Raw genomic sequence first — 20,940 nt, 5'->3', positions numbered from 1 at the left:
CTTCGTCAGACGGATGCCAACGCATCCTCTAGCACCGACAGAACGGCCTCACGCGGGACATCCGAGGTAACAAAGGCCTGACCGATCCCTCGCGCCAAAATGAAACGCAACTGACCGTCGATCACCTTTTTGTCCTGTGCCATCAGGTCCACCAAGGCCTCGGCTCCGGGAAGATCACCGGGAATATCGGCCAGATCGGTTTTCATCCCCATAGCCTTCAAATGCGCCCGCACTCGGCTTGGGTCTTCCTGCGAACATAGGCCCAGTCGTGCCGACAATTCAAAGGCCAGCGCGCAGCCGATGGCAACGCCTTCGCCATGCAGCAGCCGGTCGGAATAGCCCGTCGCGGCCTCCAACGCGTGGCAGAACGTGTGCCCGAGGTTCAGAAGCGCGCGATCGCCCTGCTCGATCTCGTCACGTGCGACAATGTCAGCTTTCATCTGAACCGAGCGTGTCACGGCACGCACCCGCGCGGCCATATCGCCTGAGGAGACATCGGTCCCATTCCCTTCAAGCCATTCGAAGAAATCGGCGTCGCCCAGCAGCCCATATTTGACCACCTCTCCATAGCCAGACAGGAAATCACGCTGGGTCATGGTGCCCAGAACCGAGGTGTCGGCCAGTACTAAGGAGGGTTGATGAAACGCTCCGATCAGGTTCTTACCCTGCGGCGCGTTGATCCCGGTTTTGCCACCAACCGAGCTGTCGACCTGCGCTAGCAACGAGGTCGGGATTTGAACGAAACGCACGCCACGGCGCAGCACAGCGGCAGCGAAACCTGCGAGGTCCCCGATCACTCCTCCACCAAGGGCAATGACGATGTCCCGCCGTTCGACCTTTTCGGCCAGAAGCCATTCAACCGCGCGTTCAAAATGCGGCCAGCTTTTGGTCCCTTCCCCTGCGGGCAAAGCCAGTGAGGACATCTCGATCCCCGCGACCGCAAGCCCGTCGCGCAGGGCGTCCAGATGAAGGGCGGCGACGTTCTCGTCAGTCAGAACCGCAACTTTCGGACGGCGCAGCAAAGGTGCGATCCGAGCGCCGGATTGCGCAAGCAGGTCCGGGCCAATCTCGACATCATACGAGCGTTCGCCCAATTCCACATGTACGGTCTGATGCATCTAAATTCGTTCCAAAACATCGGGTCGCGCCAGTAATGCGTCGACCACGCGGTCTACCATATTGTCGATCGAGGTCTCACCATCCGAGGCCACCGTCAGATCGGCCTCGGCATAGACCGGCACGCGCGCCTCGTACAGCGCCTTCAACGTCGCATAGGGATCATCGGTTCTCAGCAACGGTCGAGTATCCTTGTGCCGCACCCGGGTCCACAACACATCAAGATCCGCGCGCAACCAGACCGAGGCACCCCGTTCGGTGATCATGTCGCGGTTACCCTCGGACAGAAACGCGCCACCACCCGTCGATAGAATACCTTTCTGCTCATCCAGCAGGCGACCGATAACCTGGGTTTCCTTGGCGCGAAAAAACGGCTCTCCGTCGCGCTGGAAAATCTCGGGGATGGTCATATTGGCGGCTGATTCGATCTCGGCGTCGCTATCGAGGAAAGGAACACCCAGCCGCGCGGCCAATGCGCGGCCCACAGCGGTCTTTCCGGCCCCCATCATGCCCACAAGAACAACGGTTTTGTGCAGATCAAACCGGCCCTGTGTGCCTGCCGCGTGTGTGTTATGCTTAATTTCGCTCATTTAACCGTGAATGACGTGATCTTAAGAAAAATGCCAGTTATAACTTGGTCAAAACCAAAAATTGAGGCAGCGTGGCGCAATGGGCCGTCTGATCAAGTTCCTGATATATATTGTTTGCCTGGCCTTCATCGGGCTGGTGGCCTACGCCTATGTGGGTCCTTATTTCGGTGCCGATTTCTCGGCCCCGCAAAGCGAAATCCGTGAACCGGTCACGTTGGATGTCGATTAAGCACGTGTTGGTTGCGCTGTCTCTGGCCGGAGCAGCGCAGGCGCAGCAGCCGCTGACTGCGATTGATTGGCTGAACGACCCGCCCGAGAACCTGCCGGGAACTGTACTGCTGGAACCTCCGGTCGCACAGAACGGAGGCCAGCCCGTGGTTGAAGTCACGCCACTTGACGCGCTGTCGCAGCCGATCGGTCTGGTGTCGTCGAGTGTCACCGGGCTACCCATCGACCTCTGGCATGGCAGCGACCCCGAGCGGATTTCTGACCTGATCGCCCGCATCCCGGTCAAGCATAACCCCGCGATGCAGCGGTTGCTATTCACGCTTCTGCTGTCCGAGGCCCGCGCGCCGGGCGGCGTGTCTGGGGAAGAGACGCTGTTGCTGGCGCGCCTGGATCGGTTGATGCAGCTCGGCGCGGCGGACCCGGCGCAGTCACTGGTGCAACTGGCCGGTCCCACGGACACGCAGGCCAGGTTCGAACGCTGGTTTGATGCAACGCTTCTGACCGGTGACGAGGATCGCAGCTGCACGGCGCTGATTGCCCAGCCCAACCTATCCAAGGACTATGCGGCCCAGATCTTCTGCAAGGCCCGCCGGGGGGATTGGCCTTCTGCCGCTTTGACGCTTGAGGCCGCCCACGCGCTAGAGCTGTTGCCGCCTGAGGAACTGGACCTCCTCGACCGTTTCCTCAACCCCGACATTTTTGAGGACGCGCCTTACCTGCCCCAGCCCGAGGACCCGGATCCGCTGAGCTTCAGGTTGTTTGAGGCCATTGGGGAGCGTTTGCCCTCAGCTCCTCTGCCGCGGGCCTTCGCCAATGCCGACCTGCGCGATGTGGCAGGTTGGAAGGCGCAGATCGAAGCCGCTGAACGCCTGACCCGCATTGGCGCGCTGACTCCGAACCAGTTGCTTGGACTTTACACCGAGCGTTCTCCGGCAGCATCAGGTGCCGTTTGGGATCGGGTGGCCGCTGTGCAGCAGTTCGAGACCGCCCTTGAAACCGGCAATGTCGAGGCGATCAGCAAGACCCTCCCCCTCGTCTGGAAACAGATGCGTAGTGTCGGGCTTGAAGTGCCCTTTGCCGATCTCTTCGCCGAACGCCTCTATGGGGTCGAATTGCAGGGGGCCGAAGTGGAAGCCTTGCGCTGGCGTATCCTGATGCTCTCGGACTTCTATGAACGCGCCGCGATGCAAGCGCCGGACACAGCGGTTGAAACGCAGTTCCTGGCAGCTTTGGCGCAGGGTGATCCGGGCCGCGCTGTTTCGCCGTCGCCCTTGGCTGATGCGGTCGCGCAAGGGTTCGCCTGGGCCGCGCCGGTGCCGTCGGACATCGAGGCCCTGCTGGACAATGGCCAACTCGGTGAGGCGATTTTGGAGGCAATGCAGCTGTTTGCCCACGGTGCCCGCGGCAATCTGGTGGACATGACCGCCGCCATCGCCGCCTTCCGCCGTGTCGGGCTGGAGGAAACCGCCCGCCGCGCTGCACTGAACTTGCTGATCCTGAACGAGCGCGGATGATGAGCGGCCCAGCATCAGATGAGCTGTGGATTTCGACCTTTCTGCAGGCGCAGGCCGCCGAATTGGGCGCGGCCACTAACACTCTCCTGGCCTATGGTCGCGACCTGAAGGATTTCGCCACGTGGCTGGAGCATCGCAAAAGCAGTTTCGAGCAGGCCGATCGGGACCGGATCGAGGCCTATCTGATCGACTGCGATGCGCAGGGGCTGTCCCGCGCGACCCGCGCCCGGCGGTTGTCGGCGATCAAACAACTCTACCGGTTCGCGTTCGAAGAAGGCTGGCGCGAAGCGAACCCGGCCATTCAGATCAAAGGCCCGGGCCGCAAGAAGCAGCTGCCCAAAACGCTGGACGTCCCCGAGGTCGACCGTCTGCTCGAGGCCGCCCGCCAGACCGGACGCAGCCAGGCTGATCGTATCCGCAACACCTGCCTGATGGAGCTTCTCTACGCGACCGGTATGCGGGTGACGGAGCTGGTCTCCCTGCCCGTCTCGTCGGCGCGCGGCGATCCCCGCATGTTGCTGGTGCTGGGCAAGGGCGGCAAAGAGAGGATGGTTCCCTTGTCTCCTCCGGCCCGCGATGCGCTGGCCGTTTGGCTTGAGGAACGAGACAAGGCCGAGGATTCAAGTGTTGAAAAAGGCGGCACCCGATCAAAGTTCCTGTTCCCGTCACGGGGCAAATCCGGGCACCTAACCCGGCACAGGTTCTTTTTGCTTGTCAAAGAATTGGCGGTTCAGGGCGGTGTCTCGCCCGAAAAGGTCACGCCGCATACGTTGCGCCATGCCTTCGCCACCCATCTGTTGGCAAACGGGGCCGACCTGCGCTCTATCCAGACCTTATTGGGTCACGCAGACATCGCGACGACCGAGATCTACACCCACGTGCTGGATGAACGGCTGTCAGAACTGGTGCTGGAACATCACCCGCTAGCGAAAGACAAGGGTAGCAAGGGCTAACCCCTTGATTGCAAGGGTCCGCATCCCCATAACGGGTGCAGAAACACGAACAACCAAGGACCGATGGAACCCACATCCTCTCTGATCGACGGCGCATTCTGGTTTACCACTGGCGCTATCCTGCTTTTGCTTGTCCTTTCGGGCTTTTTCTCAGGCTCAGAAACAGCGCTGACCGCATCATCCCGGGGGAAGCTGAGGGCACAGGCCGACAAAGGCTCTCGAGGGGCGCAAAAGGCGCTCGATATCACCGATGATAATGAGAGGCTGATCGGCTCGGTTCTGCTGGGCAACAACCTGGTCAACATCCTCGCGGCCTCGCTGGCGACGGCCCTGTTCACCCGACTGTTCGGTGAAAGCGGAGTGGCGTTAGCGACTCTGGTTATGACCCTTTTGGTTCTGATCTTTGCCGAAGTCCTGCCCAAGACCTACGCCATTACCAACTCAGAAAAAGCCGCCTCTGCCGTGGCCCCGATCATCAGCGTTGTCGTCACCGTGTTCTCCCCCATCGTGGCCGCGGTACGCCTGTTGGTGCGCGGCGTCTTGCGCATTTTTGGTGTCCAGATCGACCCCGATAGCAACATCCTCGCCGTGCGCGAGGAAATCGCTGGTGCTTTGCAGCTGGGCCATTCCGAAGGTGTGGTCGAGAAAGAAGACCGTGACCGCATTCTGGGCGCACTGGATCTGGGGGATCGCGCGGTTGAGGAGATCATGCTCCACCGTTCGAACATCGAGATGATCGACGCCGATGCAGAGCCGGATGCCATTCTGGAACAATGTCTGCAAAGCCGTCACACCCGCCTGCCCGTTTTCCGCGACGAGCCCGAGAACATCATCGGCGTTGTCCATGCCAAAGATCTGTTCCGCGCGATGTATGCTCAGGTCGGCGGATCCGAGAGCAATTCGGACCGTTTGGCCGGCTTCGACATCACCAAAGTGGCAAACGATCCCTATTTCGTACCGGAAACCACCACTCTGGACGACCAGATGCGAGAGTTCCTGCGCATTCGCAGCCACTTTGCCCTAGTGGTCGACGAATACGGCTCGCTGCGTGGGCTGATCACTCTCGAGGACATTCTGGAAGAAATCGTTGGTGAAATCGCCGACGAGTTCGACATTGAAGAAGAGGTTCCCGTCACCCGCACCGAGGATGGCCAGTTCTTGGTCGAAGGGGCCATGACCATCCGCGACGTCAACCGTGCGCTAGACTGGTCCCTGCCGGATGAAGAGGCGAACACTGTCGCAGGCCTTGTGATACATGAGGCGCAGATGATCCCCGTGGTCGGTCAGGTGTTTTCCTTCCACGGGTTCCGGTTCGAGGTTACCGCGCGCGAGGGCAACCGGGTGACGGAGCTGAAGATCAGACCTCTCTAAGCGCGGGACGACGTGCGCGACATTATTTGTCGTTTTTACACTTGCACCCCCGGAGCCTCCGGTCACACTTCCAGAAAAACTGGGAGTCTTTCATGAAACTGCAAACCCGCGTGGCGGTCATTGGGGGCGGCGTTGTTGGCTGCTCGGTTCTGTATCACCTGACCAAACTGGGGTGGTCCGACGTCATGCTTCTGGAACGGTCCGAGTTGACTTCGGGCTCGACCTGGCACGCGGCGGGCGGGTTTCACACTCTGAACGGCGACACCAACATGGCGGCGCTGCAGGGCTATACGATCCGTCTGTACAAAGAGCTGGAAGAGATCACCGGCATGTCCTGCGGCTTGCACCATGTGGGCGGGGTGACACTTGCCGACAATCAGGATCGGTTCGACATGCTGCTGGCCGAGCGCGCCAAGCATCGCTTCATGGGGCTGGAAACCGAAATCGTCGGCCCGGATGAGATCAAGAAGATTGCGCCCATCACCAACACCGACGGCATCATCGGTGCACTCTATGATCCGCTGGATGGGCACTTGGACCCATCGGGCACCACCCATGCCTATGCCAAGGCGGCACGAATGGGTGGAGCCACGATCGAGACCCATTGCATGGTGCGCGAAACCAACCAGCGGGCGGATGGCACCTGGGATGTGGTAACCGACAAGGGCACGATCCACGCCGAACATATCGTCAATGCAGGCGGCCTCTGGGCGCGTGAGGTCGGTGCAATGGCGGGCATCTATTTCCCTCTGCACCCGATGGAGCATCAATATCTGGTCACCGACTCGATCCCTCAGATCGAGGCCATCATCGACGCAGGCGGAGAGCATCCGCATGTGATGGACCCTGCTGGCGAAAGCTATCTGCGGCAGGAGGGTCGCGGGTTGTGCATTGGGTTCTACGAACAACCCTGCAAGCCCTGGGCCGTGGACGGAACGCCGTGGGAGTTCGGTCATGAACTGCTGCCCGACGACTACGACAAGATCACCGACAGTATTGAGTTTGCCTATCGTCGCTTCCCGGTTCTGGCCGAGGCCGGGGTGAAATCGGTGATCCATGGCCCGTTCACATTTGCGCCGGACGGGAACCCTCTGGTCGGGCCGGTGCCCGGGGTGCGCAACTATTGGTCTGCTTGCGGTGTCATGGCCGGGTTCAGCCAGGGTGGCGGCGTTGGCCTGACACTGGCGCAGTGGATGATCGAAGGCGAGCCGGAGCGCGATGTGTTCGCCATGGACGTGGCCCGGTTCGGCGACTGGATCAGCCCGGGCTATACCCGCCCGAAGGTCATTGAGAACTATCAGAAACGGTTCAGCGTCGCCTACCCGAACGAGGAACTGCCCGCCGCGCGTCCCAATCGCACCACGCCAATGTATGACATCTTCAGCGATCTGGGCGCGGTGTGGGGTCAGCAATATGGGCTGGAGGTGCCGAATTATTTCGCGCAAGGTGATGAGCCGGGTTATGAGACTCCCTCGTTCCGGCGCTCGGACGCGTTTGACGCCACGGGGCGCGAAGTCCGCGCTGTCCGCGAAGGCGTAGGAATCAACGAGGTCCACAATTTCGGTAAGTATCGCATATCGGGCCCGAATGCCCGCGCGTGGCTGGATCGGATCATGGCGGGGCGCATCCCTCAGCCGGGCCGCGTCTCCCTGACCCCGATGCTGTCGTCCAAAGGTAAGCTGATCGGTGATTTTACCGTGTCTTGCCTGAGTGAGACTGACTTCCGCCTGACTGCCTCATACGGCAGCCAAGCCTACCACATGCGTTGGTTCCAGCAGAACGCAGCCGAGGGCGTCTCAGTCAGCAATATCAGCGACCAGCTGAATGGCTTCCAAATCGCTGGCCCTAAAGCAACTGAGGTTCTGGCCGCTTGCACGCGCGAAGATGTCTCGACCCTCCGGTTCCTCGACGTGCGCCCGATGACGATCGGTATGACGGATTGCCTCGTGCAGCGGGTCAGTTACACCGGCGATCTGGGCTATGAGATCTATTGCGATCCGATGGCGCAACGACAGCTCTGGTGGACCTTGTGGGAGGCCGGACAGCCCCACGGGATAGTGCCTTTCGGAATGCGCGCCATGATGTCCTTGCGTCTGGACAAGTTCTTTGGCTCATGGATGCGGGAGTTCTCACCAGACTACACAGCCGCAGAAACAGGGCTTGACCGTTTCATTTCATTCTCCAAAAACACCGACTTCATTGGTCGAGCAACGGCCGAGGCAGAGCGGCATAGTGGTACGGCTCGCAAACTGGTCGCCTTCGAGGTTGAGGCTGAAGATGCGGATGTGAACGCTTACGAGCCGATCTGGCTAGACGGAGAGGTCGTCGGTTTTTGCACTTCTGGTGGCTATTCCCACTATGCCCGAACCTCCGTCGCGATAGGGTTCCTTCCGACGGACCGTATCAAGGACGGGCTGGAGGTTCAGATCGAAATTCTCGGCCAGATGCGGACCGCACGGGTGATCTCGACCCCCCTGTTTGATCCTGAGGGAGACCGAATGAGGGGCTGACAACGCTGCAACCGGACGGCATGTTGCCCCTATGACAGACATACCCATCATACTGCTTGCGGCAGGCCAATCTCGGCGCATGCGCGGTGCAGATAAGCTGCTACAGGCGGTCGACGGCATACCCCTTTTGCGGCGATCTACTTTGACGGCCTTGGAGGTCGGACCGGTGATCGTTGCGCTTCCTCCCCGCCCTCATGCTCGCTACGGCGCGCTGGACGGTTTGGATGTGCAGAAGGTCCCAATTGCGGATGCGGCAGAAGGCATGAACGCCAGCCTACGCGGTGCGCTGGCCCAGGTGGATGACGCTGCGCCGGCTGTCATGGTTCTTCTGGCGGATTTACCTGAGCTAACCTCGAACGACCTAAGAGCTGTGAAGAACGCGAGACGCGCCAATCCCGATAATCTGATTTGGCGCGGGGCCACGTCGGCTGGCAAGCCCGGTCATCCAGTGCTTTTTGATCGCCAGCTTTTTCCAGAACTTCGGAAGCTGACTGGAGATCAAGGTGCCCAATCCGTCATTCGCGCGCACAAGGACAAGGCTCACCTCACACGTCTTCCCGGCGACAATGCTCTGTTAGACCTCGACACACCCGAGGCATGGGCGGACTGGCTCAGAAAACGAGGGTCGTAAATGAACACGACCCGGTCGTTAAAGACCGGGTCGTGTGCCCAAAACAGGACTACCACTTTCAGCAATCAATAAAGCTAAACCAAATCACCTATACAGGTGGACAGGCGTACAGCAGCTAAAACCTAAACAAGACCCCCTCGTTAACATGCCACCAGCGCTTTAAGACTGAGCAAGCCACGGGCACCCCCTAGTGCCTTTGGCTCCCCCTCACTTGGGCATGTTTATATTTGCTGATCCGATCCTTCGAAACAACGTAAAATTAGAAGAAACGGTTAACTAGGGACGTCTCAGTTTGGTTTTTGGGCAACATCCCGTCGCGTCAAGATCAACCTTAAGGGGATTTCCGTTGGCAGAAGCATTGAAAACGGTCCGATTAAACGTGGTCTTATTCAATAATAACCATGTAATTGCAAGAATATAGTTTACATCGCCAGAATATTTTTCGGCTACCTTCTACTTTAGGTAGAGTGACTAAAAACGCCGCCAAACGATCCGCCGTTTGTTCTTGCTCAATATTCAATTCAACCAAATTCAAAGTTTGACAGCCAATTCAGCAACAATCCTCCGATTCGCAGTGCGTCAGCAGGCCTGAATCCGCGAATCCCAACAGCGCTCCGCCGACACGGAACAATTGCTTTGTGGCAAAATTAAGTTTTCTTAATTCATCAGTCAGGAAAGACACAGATTGAAGGTTCATTTGCTGTTTCAACGCGCGCCTCAATTCGCGCGACGTGAACAGGAGACAAAAAATGAGCATCCGTAAATCCTCACTACTTTTTCCGCGCAAATCCAGCTGGGTTGGCGCCAGTGCCTTAGGCGCAGCCCTTCTGGCAACAACGGCCCTGCCCTCAATGGCTGATGAAGCGCTGGCCGATCTGGTCGAGACGGTCTCGCCTTCGGTCGTGACCATCATTGCCGAACAGGACGCGGTCGCGACGCCTGCTCGGGGTCAGGACTTTGATCTGGAAAACCACCCCTTTGGTGAGTTCTTCAAAAGGTTCGGAGCGCCCGAAGGCTTCGACATGCCGCAGCGCGGTCCGTCCCAGGGTCTGGGCTCCGGCTTTGTACTGGATGCCGAGGGCTACATCGTCACCAATCATCACGTGGTCGACAATGCCTCGACCATCACAGTCCGTATGAGCGACGACCGCACTTATGACGCCGAGGTCGTCGGCACCGACCCGTTGACCGATATCGCCGTCCTGAAGATCGAGCCTAAGACTGAGCTGCAAGCGGTGACTCTGGGTGACAGCGACGTGATCCGCGTCGGCGAAGACGTTGTGGCCATCGGCAACCCCTTCGGTCTGAGTTCCACGGTCACCACCGGCATCGTGTCCGCCAAAGGGCGCAATATTTCGCAAGGACCATACGCCGAATTCATCCAAACCGATGCCGCCATCAACAAAGGCAATTCGGGTGGCCCACTTTTCAACATGGAGGGCGAGGTTATCGGCGTGAATTCAGCCATTTACTCGCCAAGCGGCGGTTCGGTCGGGTTGGGTTTTGCCGTCACCTCTAACATCGTGGATCACATCACGGCCGATCTGCGCGATGATGGAGAGATCAGCCGCGGTTGGCTGGGTGTTTCGATCCAGAATGTTAGCCCCGAGTTGGCGGCTGCATTGGGCATCGACGCTTCGACCGGCGCGCTGGTGTCCGATGTCGTGACCAACAGCCCAGCAGATGGTGTGCTGCAGCAAGGCGATGTGATCCTGAGCTTCAACAATGAACCCGTGGACAATAGCAGCGACCTGCCGATCCTTGTGGGCACCACCAAAGTGGGTACCGACAGCGTTCTGACCGTCCTGCGGGATGGCACCGAGCAGCAGCTGGAGCTGACCATCGGCCAACACCAGACTGCATCTGCACAGAACGACGCGCCCGTCGGGGCCGAGGTCTCGGGCACATCGCTTGGCGTTACCGTTGCCCCTCTGACTGAAACCGCACGTGCCGAAATGGGTGTTGGCGAAGGGATCAACGGGGTCGTTGTGACCGATCTGAAGCCCGACAGTCCTGCGGCCAAGGCCGGTCTGCAGCGGGGCGACGTGATCGTCAAACTGGGCAGCCAGGAAACCGCTTCGCCGGACGCCCTCAAGGCGGCTTTGGACAGCGAGAAGACTGACCCTGCCCTCGTTCTGATCAACCGCGGTGGCAACCAGATCTTCGTGGCGGTTGAAATCGTCTGACCTCAGGCCCGCGCGCGCCACATGATGGGGAGATCTGGTGCGCGCCTCCTGGCGGATTGGTTTGTCCGCAATTCGCCGGGCGTGCCGGGTGCGCAAGGACGCACCCGGCTCGTGTTTTCCTAAGGCCATGTGCTTTGGTCAAAAATTGTGTTTAAATTCGAATAGAAAGGAGCCTCCATCATGAGCAGACGCCTGCTGATCGTCGAAGATGACGCAGATACTCGGGACTTCATCGCGAAGGGTTTCAGCGAAGAAGGCTATGTGGTCGAGGTTGCCGCAGATGGCCGCGAAGGTCTGTATCACGCCACTGACGGAGGTTTTGACGCTATTGTTCTGGATCGGATGCTGCCCGGATTGGACGGCCTGTCCCTGATCAAATCCATGCGCGCGGCCGGTCTGAAAACGCCTGTGCTGATGCTGACCGCCATGAGCGCCGTTGATGAGCGCGTAAAAGGTCTACGCTCGGGCGCGGATGATTATCTGGTCAAGCCCTTCTCCTTCCAGGAACTTCATGCACGGATCGAGGCATTGCTGCGCCGCCCGCAGGACGCCGAAGAAACACCGACCCTGACCTGCAAAGACCTTGAGATGGATTTGCTGACCCGCAAGGTCACACGCGACGGGCACGAGATCTCGTTGACCCCGCGCGAGTTCCAGATCCTAGAATTCTTCCTGCGTCGCAAGAACCGCGTTGTCTCGCGGACCATGCTGCTTGAGGGCGTTTGGGACTATCACTTCGACCCGAACACCAACGTCGTGGACGTCCACATCTCGAAGCTACGGCGTCAACTGGACGAAGGCGGAGATGTACCGCTGATTGAAACCGTCCGGGGCGCGGGTTACATGATGTCTGATGGATAACCTTCGGCTTTCGGTAAATAATTCCAGAACAAGACTTGTCGTTGCCAGCATGGTTCTCAGCACCATTCTGACGGCGACGGTGCTGGCTTTGGTCTATGTGACGGCCAATCGCAGCATCGAATCCGAAACACGCTCGGTCGTCTCGGCGGAACTGACCGGGCTTGCAGATGAATATGAGCGGCGTGGTCTCATTGGCCTTATCACCGCCATCGAACGCCGCCTGCCCAGTGCCTCGGAACGCGACGCGCTTTATCTTTTGACAGACCGGTTCGGCAACAAGCTGGCGGGCAATCTCAAGCATTGGCCCGAGGACATCACGGCAGGCAGTGGCTGGGTCGATCTTGAGGTCCGCCGGGCAGACAATGATGAGCTGGTGCCAGTCTCGGCCGCCTCAATCCGCCTGCCCGGTGGCGAGCGCCTTATCGTTGGACGTGATGCTGTTGCCCGTCAGCAGTTTGACCGCGTCTTGCTACGCTCGGTTGCGCTGGCGCTTGGGATTGCCCTGCTCCTCAGCCTGTTGACTGGGTGGCTGTTCACGCGGCTGGTGTTTTCGCGCCTGTCCGACATCGCCAGCACGGCGGAGAACATTGTCTCGGGTGATCTGTCCCGCCGGATGCCTATACGCGGCACCGGAGATGAGTTCGATCAGGTTGCCGGGACCTTGAACACCATGCTCGACCGCATTGAAGAGTTGATTAGCAACCTGCGCACGACGTCGAACTCGATCGCGCATGATCTGCGATCCCCTCTTTCCCGGTTGAAACAAAGGGTCGAGGCGCTTTCCGATCCGGACAAAAGCGATCTGGACCGCGAGATCGACATCGCACGGGCTACCACCGAGGTCGATCATGTCTTGCGCGTGCTTGGGCAACTGACCGAAATCTCACGCGCCGAGGCCGGGCTAGGGCGCGAACAGTTTGAGGATGTCGATCTACACCGACTGGTTGCGGATGTCGTAGACCTCTATGAACCGGTTGCGGCGGACCAGAATGTCCGACTTGAGGTGACAGGTCAGGCCAACCCCATTCAGGGCCACCGTCCCCTTCTGTCGCAAGCCTTGTCCAATCTTCTGGACAACGCGTTGCGCTATGCGCCAGAGGATTCGACCATCACCGTATCCCTTGCAGAGGACACCACCTGCACCCGCCTCAGCGTGCGCGATGAGGGACCCGGCGTTCCGGAACAGGACCTACCTCGCCTGCAGCAGCCCTTCGTGACGCTCGACCCAGCGCGAACTGAGCGCAATGCCGGGCTGGGCCTTGCCTTGGTGGCTGCAATTTCACGGATGCATGGCGGCGCGTTCGAGGCTCGCAACTGCGATCCCGGCCTCGAAACTACGCTGAAACTGTCGCACTAACTCGGACGTCCGTTGATCGCCATGTACTTGTTTTTATAGCGCTTATCCTCGGTCACATCCGCACCGAACCACGCAGGCGGCGTGTAGTCTTTCGCATCTTGCTCTGAGGTGAATTCGATCTCAAGCAGACACAGCGGCGCCAGATCGCCTTCGAACACATCCAATTCAAACACATGCCCATCCGGCAACGTGCCTGTGTATCGCACTTTCTCAACCCGCCGTCCGTCGGTCTCGGGCCAGAAGGTTTCGAACTGATCGGCAGAAATCTCGGCCTCCCGCTCGACCCGGACCAGACCGCCCGCGCCTTTGAGGGTCAGAAAATAGCTGTCGTTCTTCTGCCGCAGCCTCATCTCAACCGTATCCTCACTGGCCGTCAGATAACCCTGCCGCACCACGGCCTTTTTGGTTCCAGCCAGATCAGGCAGTTCAGCGACCAGAAATTTGCGTTCGATTTCGATGCTCATTTGGATGCAACCACCCCGTTTTCCAATTCATCATAGAGCGCCTGATAGGCTTCACTGGCCGCACTGCGTGCAGCATAGGTGCTGACCGGAGCGCGGTGCTGGCCCATTTTCTCGATATCTGTGCTGAAGGGAATCGAGGTCTGCAGAAACCGTTTGCGGTATAGCCCCCGCATCTTCTCCATCGTGTCCTGATGCAAAATCTTGCGCATCTGCACCATTGAGAAGAATGCCCTCAGCTTCTTTTTCCGCAACTTGTGCTCGTCGAAAAAGCCGACCAGTTGATCGAAGGTGCGTTCCGAAAGTGTCGTCGGGATCACCGGTACGACAATCTCATCAGCAGCGCGGAAGATGTTCTCTGACAGGGTCGAGAAATTCGGCGGGCAATCCAGAATAATCACGTCATAGTCGCTGCCAGCTGCCACAAGGGCCTTTTTCAAACGCGAGCGTTTGTTGCGCATCCGGGATAGGAACACGTCGAAGTCACGGAATGTCAGGTTAGCCGGCAACACATCCAGGCCTTCGAAGTCACTGGCCCGGATGGCCTTGGTAAACCGTTCAACATCCTCAAAAAAACGCGCGTCCGTCAGCTTTTTCGAAGGCTTAACCCGAAAATAAAACCCCGAGGCCCCCTGCGGATCAAGATCGCATAAAAGCACCTGCTGACCCGCCTGCGCGTAGGCATAGGCAAGGTTCACCGAGATCGCGGTCTTCCCGACCCCGCCCTTGTTACTGTAGCAGGCAATGATCTTCATTCCTCACTCCTTTGTGTGGTGAAACAGGCTGCGGAAAAGATGCCGAATTTCCGGGCTGTCGAAATGCTGAAAGTTTGAGATCACACGCGCACGTTCGGCCTTTTGGCGCTGATCCAGTACGGCGATCAGCCCACCTGCGGCCAAACCAAGCTGCGCGTCCACGCGGCCTTGGGCGGTGCTTTGGTCGGCAACAAACGCCAGAAGCGCCTCTTGCTGGACCGAGTAATCATTGAACAGGCCCAAGTTATCTTGCAGCTTTTTCAGAGGCTTGAGGATCGTTTTGAAATCCTTTGCATTGAACAGAGGCCCGAAGAACTCCATCAGATAGCGCAGTTTCTTGCAGTCGACCCGAAGGTCGTGAACGGTTTGATCCGGCGTCTCTTCGCTGATGCTGCGGGCGAGTTTGCAAGTCTTGCGATAGCGTTTCCAGATCAGCGCGCAGGCATAGCTATAGGCACCACGTTCCGCACTTGGGCCGGGCCGCAGGTTTTCAGGGCTTGAGAATTTCTGCGCCAGATCGGTCATCGTAATTTCGTAGGCGGCACTGCGCAAATGGCGGGACAGACGGGACAATTCTTTGGCACGCTCTTGTTCGAACCGGTCGAACATGGCCTGCACACCAGCATGAAGATTTGCCGGTACAAGGCTGAGATACATATCTTTTTCCAGAAGATAGACATCCAAGTCTCGCAATCGCCCGGTTGGGGCCATCAGGTCCGAAAAGACCCGTTTCAACTCTGCCGTCTGCTGGTCTGAAAACACCCCTTTGAACAAACTCACAACTGAGCGGATGCGCCGCAAAGACACTCGGTAGTCATGCAGAAATTCGGTATCAATATCCGCCACTATGCCAGCTTCATTCTGACGTGCGACGCTGAGATAGATCCGGATCAGGTCGGTCGCGACCTCCAAAGAGGGTTCTTGCGTGCCAAGCGCAATCTCGGGCTTGGCACGGTAACGCATCATGTCTGGAAACAAAGCGTCGAACAAGTCGTCAATACCGCCCGAAGACATCCTCTCAAGACTGTCACAGGCCGCAGCAAAAGCGCGATCATAACCGCGCAGTTTTTGCAGCCAGACAAACGCCACCTGCCCGCGATCCGTGCGCAGCGACAGGGTATGCCCCCGAACTTGCGTCTTTTGCAGATCGTCGAGGATCGCGAGCGTGCCTTCCGCATCCTCACCCTCGCCAATCGGCGTCAGGGCGCGCAAAGTAGGAAAGCCGCTCAGCGCCGCCTTCACCGGACCATCAGGCAGGTTCTGTACGAATTGCCCCTTGCCGTTGACCTGCTGCTCTGAAACCTGTCCCTGCATCGAGACAAGCCGCAAGCTCCCTCTGCTCTCGAACAGGACCCGGCCCGAGCTGCGCAGCGATTGATCGTGGCAATCAAGTATAAGGACAGGCGCGGTACTGCCCATTTGGAATTCGACCGTGTGATCGCGCAAAGCGCGCTCGAACGCGGCCTGATCAAGCCCGCCGGGGAGGATGAAGAACCCGTTTGTTCCCTGCGACACGTCTTCCCCCTGCCCGATCCTTCCACACAAAGTCATGAGACCGTGAATCGCGCTCTGCATCAAGAACAAGATCAACCAAACCGGGGATTTGTGCGGGTGACAGGTCAAAACCGTCAAGTTAAAACCAAGTCATGTCTGATCCGGTCTCCTCCATTCGCAACCTCGGCCCCGCCTTCGAACAGGCTTGCACCCGTGCGGGCATCCATTCGGCGCAGGAGCTGCGAGAACTGGGCGCCGATGCCGCCTATGCCAAGCTGCTGGCGGCAGGCACAAGACCACATTTCATCGGCTACTATGTGTTGGTGATGGGGCTGCAGGGTCGCCCTTGGAACGACTGCAAGGGCGAGGAGAAAAAGGCGTTAAGACAACGGTTTGACACGATCAAGTCCGGCACCAAGGCGGCCCCGGAAAGCCAAATGGTCTCGGATCTGGACGCCATCGGAGTGCGGGTTGCAGCGCACGATCTGAAGCAGATCTAAAACGAAAAAGGCCGCCCCAAGCAGGAGCGGCCCAATCTGTTCACCAAAGTGGCGGCTTAGCCGACCAGTTCGATGCCGGAGAAGAAGTAGGCAATCTCAACCGCTGCTGTCTCAGGAGCGTCCGAACCGTGGACAGAATTTTCGCCAACCGATTCCGCGAACTCGGCACGGATGGTGCCGGCAGCTGCGTCTGCGGGGTTGGTTGCACCCATGACTTCACGGTTCTTTGCAATGGCGCCTTCGCCTTCCAGAACCTGAACAACGACCGGAGCCGACGACATGAATTCGCACAGTTCGTCATAGAACGGACGCTCGGCGTGAACTTCGTAGAACTTGCCAGCTTGTTCTTTGGTCATGTGGATGCGCTTTTGCGCAACGATGCGCAGGCCCGCCTCTTCGAACTTGGCGTTGATTTTGCCAGTCAGGTTGCGGCGGGTTGCATCGGGTTTGATGATCGAGAATGTGCGTTCCAGTGCCATGTCGGCCTCTCCTTACAATGTGGCGCGGGGTGTGCGCCGAAATCCATCGCGCGCCGCCTAACATGGTCTGTGGCTCATGGAAAGTCTTATGATGCCTTGCCCCGCGCTTTGCGGTTCAGATTGTGTCAGGCAAAGGCTCTAGACGGTCGACACGGCGAACGTAGAGCACCGCAAGCAGGCCAATGAAACTGCTGCCACTCATCATGCCCAGAACCAGATATGGGCCGTTTTCGGCGTTGACGAATGCCCCGGTGACGGAGGTCAGCACAGCCCCCAGTGCGACGATCATCGCGCCCGAAAGACCTGCGGCGCTGCCTGCCAGTTTCGGGCGCACCGACATGACGCCAGCGGAGGCGTTGGCGTTGGTCAAGCCGTTGCCAAACCCTACGCAGATGGCCGAACCGAAGAATACCCAGACCGAGCCCATCTGGACCAGAAACAAAAACAACCCGAGCATAGGGCCGGTCGAGGCCACGATCCGCCCGATCAGGATCATCGTGGTCAACCGGGTCCGAGCAGCGATGCGTCCAGTGATGAAATTGCCCACCATAAAGCCCCCGGTGATGATGCCAATGCCTAGGCCCAGCATCGCAGGGCTTAGATCGAACCACGCTGCGGCCACCAGCGGCGCGCCAGTGATAAAGCTGTAGAAACCTCCAATCGAGAAGGCCGCGCATAGGGCATAGCCCCAGAACCTACGGGCACGGAACAGGTGCGGGTATTCTCTCAGCTGTGCAGCAAACGTTGAGGAGCGATTGGTATTGGTCTCACCCATATCGAACCAAAGCAAGGTCAACAGTCCCGCCCCCAACAGAGAATACAAAACAAACCCGGCCCGCCACCCGAAAAGCATATCAAGCGCCCCGCCCAGCATCGGCCCGAGCATCGGCGCCAGGGCCATTGCCATAGCGACATAGCCAAGTCTGCTGGCGGCCTCATTCGGTGGGTATTGATCCCGGATCGACGCGCTGGACAGGACTGAGCCCGCCACCACAGCGGCTTGCAACAGGCGGAAGCCAAGGAATAGCCAGATCGACTCCGCGAGGGCGCAACCAATTGAAGCGCAAACAAAGATCGTCATGCAGATCAAAAGTACAGGTCTGCGTCCATAACGATCCGACAGCGGCCCCATGATCAGCTGAAGTATGGCCGAAACCGCCAGATATCCCGCGACGGACAGGTTCACGAGACCATATTCGACCGCGAAATCCTCACTCATATGTGCCAGCGAAGGTAGGAACATATTCAGCGAAAGAACCGACAGCGCCGTAGCAAAGATCAGCGTGATCAAAGTTGGAGGCGTCTGGGCCGCGCGCATGGTCAAAACCGTTTCAAATTGGCAAACGAGAAAGCGCTAACACATCGCTGGTCAGTTGAACATGCTTAGCCGCTGGCGGCGGCATCACGGCTCTGCTAAGAGCGCGTCATGCTACGGATCGAAGACATTACTTATGCCGTTGAGGGCCGCCCTCTGTTCGACGGGGCCAGCGCGACCATACCTGATGGCCACAAGGTTGGCCTTGTGGGCCGCAATGGCACCGGTAAGACCACCCTCTTCCGCCTGATCCGGGGTGAGTTGGCACTGGAATCGGGCAATATCTCGATCCCGAAACGCGCCCGGATTGGCGGTGTGGCGCAAGAGGTACCCTCGTCCGACGTGTCGCTGATCAATACTGTTCTGGCCGCCGATACCGAACGCAGCGCGCTGATGGTTGAGGCTGAAAGCGCCGAAGACCCCGCTCGCATCGCCGAGATCCAGACCCGACTGGCGGATATCGACGCCTGGTCGGCCGAGGCGCGCGCGGCCTCGATCCTCAAAGGTCTGGGCTTTGATGACGACGACCAGCTGCGCCCGTGTTCCGATTTCTCGGGCGGTTGGCGGATGCGCGTCGCTCTGGCGGCGGTACTGTTTTCGCAGCCCGATCTGCTGCTGCTCGACGAACCGACCAACTATCTCGACCTCGAAGGCGCGCTGTGGCTGGAAAGCTATCTGGCGAAATATCCGCATACGGTCATCATCATCAGCCACGACCGTGGGCTGTTGAACAGAGCCGTGGGGTCGATCCTGCATCTGGAAGATCGCAAGCTTACCTATTACGCAGCGCCCTACGACAAGTTCGCCGAGCGCCGCGCGGAACGTCTGGCGCAGGCGGAATCCGAGAACGCCAAGGCCAAAGCCCGCATCGCGCATCTGCAAAGCTTTGTGGATCGCTTCCGCTACAAGGCGTCCAAAGCTGTTCAGGCCCAATCCCGCCTGAAGATGATTGAACGCATTCAGCTGGTCTCTACCCCGCAAGAGGCCGCTTTGCGCGCGTTTTCCTTCCCCGAGCCCGAGGAACTGTCGCCGCCCATCATTCAGATCGAAGGTGGTGTAACCGGCTATGGCGAGGTCGAGATTCTGCGTCGCCTGAACCTGCGCATTGATCAGGACGACCGGATCGCGCTGCTGGGTAAGAACGGTCAGGGTAAATCGACCCTATCCAAGCTGCTGTCCGATCGCCTGCCCCTGATGGCGGGTAGGATGAGCCGCAGCAACAAGCTGCGGATCGGTTACTTCGCGCAGCATCAGGTGGATGAGCTGTATGTGGACGAAACCCCTCTGGACCACCTGCGCCGTCTGCGCCCGGATGAGGCGCCGGGCAAATGGCGCTCGCGCCTGGCCGGGTTTGGCCTGAACGCCGATCAGGCCGAGACAGAGGTTGGACGCCTGTCCGGTGGGCAAAAAGCCCGCCTGTCGCTGTTGATCGCCACCATTGACGCGCCGCATATGCTGATCCTCGACGAGCCGACCAACCACCTCGATATCGAAAGCCGAGAGGCTCTGGTCGAGGCGCTGACCGCCTATTCCGGTGCGGTTGTGCTGGTCAGCCACGATATGCACCTGCTGTCGCTGGTGGCGGATCGGTTGTGGCTGGTCTCGGACGGGACGGTCAAGCCGTTCGACGACGACCTCGAGGCCTATCGCGCGATGCTGCTGGCGCGGGAAAAGCCAGTGAAAGAGAAGCCCAAAACCGAAAAGCCCAAGCGCCCCTCGCGCGAGGCGATGCTGGCCCTGCGCGCCGATCTGCGCAAATGCGAGGACCGGATCGAAAAGTTGACGGATATGCACGAGAAACTCTCGGCCAAGCTGGCGGATCCGGCGCTGTATGAGGATGACAGGATCAACGATCTTGAGACCTGGAACCGCAAATTCGCCGAGGTCTCGGAAGCCATGCAAAAAGCCGAGGCCCTATGGGTGGCCGCAGCGGAACGCCTTGAACAAGCCGAGAATGCCGCATGATGGATCTGGCCTTTTTCATTACCGCCTTCACCACCTTGTTCGTGGTGATCGACCCGTTCGGCACCACGCCGATCTTCGTAGCACTGACGCAGGACATGGATGCCAGGACCCGGCGCAAAACAGCCATTCGCAGCTGCCTGACCGCCGTCTTCATCCTGATCGCCTTTGCCGCCTTTGGCGAGGCGCTGCTGGGCTTTGTCGGGATCTCGATGGCCGCCTTCCGCGTTGCGGGCGGGGCGTTGCTGTTCCTCACCGCGCTGGACATGCTGTTCGACCGCCGCACCAAACGCCGCGAAGACCGGGCCGAGGAAGAGGAACATCCCGACCCGTCTGTCTTCCCTCTGGCCATTCCGCTGATCGCGGGGCCGGGTTCGATCGCGACGATCATCCTGCTGGCCGGTCAGCATCCCGGCGTGCTGGGTATTGTCGAGGCCTGCATCGTTATGCTTGCGGTGATGTCTGTTGTCCTGATCTTTTTCCTGGCTGGCGGGTTGATCGGCCGCATTCTGGGCAAGACCGGGCTGAACGTCCTGACCCGGCTGCTGGGTATGTTGCTGGCGGCTTTGTCGGTTCAGTTCATTCTGGATGGCCTCAAGGCCTTTGGATTTGCGTCCTGACCCCCCATATACTGCTGTGTAGCGAGTAAGGATTTCG

General features: G+C 59.1%; 19 protein-coding genes. 12 read left to right on the top strand and 7 right to left on the bottom strand.

Translation table 11 applies throughout. The features are described from left to right. Positions 1–5 precede the first annotated feature (5 nt). Together aroB and ACR0C3_RS04015 are read right to left on the bottom strand one after the other, a co-directional pair. Positions 6–1,118, bottom strand: coding sequence for a 3-dehydroquinate synthase (gene aroB, locus ACR0C3_RS04020; protein WP_480757259.1), 1,113 nt, complete (start codon positions 1,116–1,118; stop codon positions 6–8). After that, entirely contained in the window at positions 1,119–1,706 is a 588-nt protein-coding gene (locus tag ACR0C3_RS04015) for a shikimate kinase (RefSeq protein ID WP_480757257.1), read from the bottom strand. It lies immediately after the preceding gene. Between the two features lie 79 nt (positions 1,707–1,785). Between ACR0C3_RS04015 and ACR0C3_RS04010 the strand changes: the two genes are divergently transcribed. The 9 genes from ACR0C3_RS04010 to ACR0C3_RS03970 all read left to right on the top strand — a co-directional run bounded on the left by ACR0C3_RS04010 (position 1,786) and on the right by ACR0C3_RS03970 (position 13,317). After that, positions 1,786–1,935, top strand: coding sequence for a hypothetical protein (locus tag ACR0C3_RS04010; protein WP_170376734.1), 150 nt, complete (start codon positions 1,786–1,788; stop codon positions 1,933–1,935). Next, positions 1,925–3,448, top strand: a complete 1,524-nt coding sequence (locus ACR0C3_RS04005; protein WP_480757256.1) for a hypothetical protein — start codon at positions 1,925–1,927, stop codon at positions 3,446–3,448. Before ACR0C3_RS04010 ends, ACR0C3_RS04005 begins: the two co-directional genes overlap by 11 nt. After that, entirely contained in the window at positions 3,448–4,401 is a 954-nt protein-coding gene (locus tag ACR0C3_RS04000) for a tyrosine recombinase (RefSeq protein ID WP_480757255.1), read from the top strand. Before ACR0C3_RS04005 ends, ACR0C3_RS04000 begins: the two co-directional genes overlap by 1 nt. Positions 4,402–4,464: 63 nt before the next feature. After that, positions 4,465–5,772 carry an HlyC/CorC family transporter gene (locus ACR0C3_RS03995; protein WP_170376728.1) on the top strand — a complete coding sequence of 436 codons (1,308 nt, stop codon included), beginning with the start codon at positions 4,465–4,467 and terminating at the stop codon, positions 5,770–5,772. Between the two features lie 92 nt (positions 5,773–5,864). Continuing rightward, complete coding sequence (locus tag ACR0C3_RS03990) at positions 5,865–8,282, top strand: GcvT family protein (RefSeq protein ID WP_480757254.1); 2,418 nt, start codon at positions 5,865–5,867, stop codon at positions 8,280–8,282. Between the two features lie 31 nt (positions 8,283–8,313). Further along, positions 8,314–8,913, top strand: a complete 600-nt coding sequence (locus ACR0C3_RS03985; protein WP_480757253.1) for a nucleotidyltransferase family protein — start codon at positions 8,314–8,316, stop codon at positions 8,911–8,913. A gap of 749 nt (positions 8,914–9,662) precedes the next feature. Next, positions 9,663–11,099, top strand: a complete 1,437-nt coding sequence (locus ACR0C3_RS03980; RefSeq protein ID WP_480757252.1) for a DegQ family serine endoprotease — start codon at positions 9,663–9,665, stop codon at positions 11,097–11,099. A 180-nt stretch (positions 11,100–11,279) separates the two neighbouring features. Continuing rightward, positions 11,280–11,960 carry a response regulator transcription factor gene (locus tag ACR0C3_RS03975; RefSeq protein ID WP_170376721.1) on the top strand — a complete coding sequence of 227 codons (681 nt, stop codon included), beginning with the start codon at positions 11,280–11,282 and terminating at the stop codon, positions 11,958–11,960. Next, positions 11,953–13,317, top strand: coding sequence for a sensor histidine kinase (locus tag ACR0C3_RS03970; protein WP_480757251.1), 1,365 nt, complete (start codon positions 11,953–11,955; stop codon positions 13,315–13,317). The genes ACR0C3_RS03975 and ACR0C3_RS03970 overlap by 8 nt, the downstream gene beginning before the upstream one ends. On the opposite strand, the gene ACR0C3_RS03965 is transcribed toward ACR0C3_RS03970, so the two are convergent. From ACR0C3_RS03965 to ACR0C3_RS03955, 3 genes are read right to left on the bottom strand one after another with little or no spacing between them, the layout of a single operon-like run. Continuing rightward, positions 13,314–13,781, bottom strand: coding sequence for a CYTH domain-containing protein (locus tag ACR0C3_RS03965; protein ID WP_480757250.1), 468 nt, complete (start codon positions 13,779–13,781; stop codon positions 13,314–13,316). The genes ACR0C3_RS03970 and ACR0C3_RS03965 overlap by 4 nt on opposite strands. Beyond that, positions 13,778–14,533: a ParA family protein gene (locus ACR0C3_RS03960; protein ID WP_480757248.1), complete on the bottom strand. Its 756-nt coding sequence runs from the start codon at positions 14,531–14,533 to the stop codon at positions 13,778–13,780. Before ACR0C3_RS03960 ends, ACR0C3_RS03965 begins: the two co-directional genes overlap by 4 nt. 3 nt (positions 14,534–14,536) lie before the next feature. Beyond that, on the bottom strand, positions 14,537–16,048 hold the full coding sequence (locus ACR0C3_RS03955; protein WP_480757247.1) for a CHAD domain-containing protein: 1,512 nt from the start codon (positions 16,046–16,048) through the stop codon (positions 14,537–14,539). A gap of 131 nt (positions 16,049–16,179) precedes the next feature. Here ACR0C3_RS03955 and ACR0C3_RS03950 point away from each other — a divergent pair, with 131 nt between their 5' ends. After that, positions 16,180–16,527 carry a TfoX/Sxy family protein gene (locus ACR0C3_RS03950; RefSeq protein WP_170376712.1) on the top strand — a complete coding sequence of 116 codons (348 nt, stop codon included), beginning with the start codon at positions 16,180–16,182 and terminating at the stop codon, positions 16,525–16,527. Between the two features lie 56 nt (positions 16,528–16,583). On the opposite strand, the gene ndk is transcribed toward ACR0C3_RS03950, so the two are convergent. Next, complete coding sequence (ndk, locus tag ACR0C3_RS03945; RefSeq protein ID WP_155143779.1) at positions 16,584–17,006, bottom strand: nucleoside-diphosphate kinase; 423 nt, start codon at positions 17,004–17,006, stop codon at positions 16,584–16,586. A gap of 115 nt (positions 17,007–17,121) precedes the next feature. Next, on the bottom strand, positions 17,122–18,324 hold the full coding sequence (locus ACR0C3_RS03940) for a multidrug effflux MFS transporter (protein WP_480757246.1): 1,203 nt from the start codon (positions 18,322–18,324) through the stop codon (positions 17,122–17,124). A gap of 108 nt (positions 18,325–18,432) precedes the next feature. Between ACR0C3_RS03940 and ACR0C3_RS03935 the strand changes: the two genes are divergently transcribed. Both ACR0C3_RS03935 and ACR0C3_RS03930 read left to right on the top strand, forming a co-directional pair. After that, on the top strand, positions 18,433–20,286 hold the full coding sequence (locus tag ACR0C3_RS03935; RefSeq protein ID WP_480757245.1) for an ABC-F family ATP-binding cassette domain-containing protein: 1,854 nt from the start codon (positions 18,433–18,435) through the stop codon (positions 20,284–20,286). After that, positions 20,283–20,903 carry a MarC family protein gene (locus ACR0C3_RS03930; protein WP_170677742.1) on the top strand — a complete coding sequence of 207 codons (621 nt, stop codon included), beginning with the start codon at positions 20,283–20,285 and terminating at the stop codon, positions 20,901–20,903. Before ACR0C3_RS03935 ends, ACR0C3_RS03930 begins: the two co-directional genes overlap by 4 nt. The last annotated feature ends 37 nt before the right edge of the window (positions 20,904–20,940 follow it).

It is taken from the genome of Ruegeria sp. CK3 (assembly GCF_056536565.1).
This window is presented reverse-complemented; position numbering and strand designations above follow the sequence as displayed.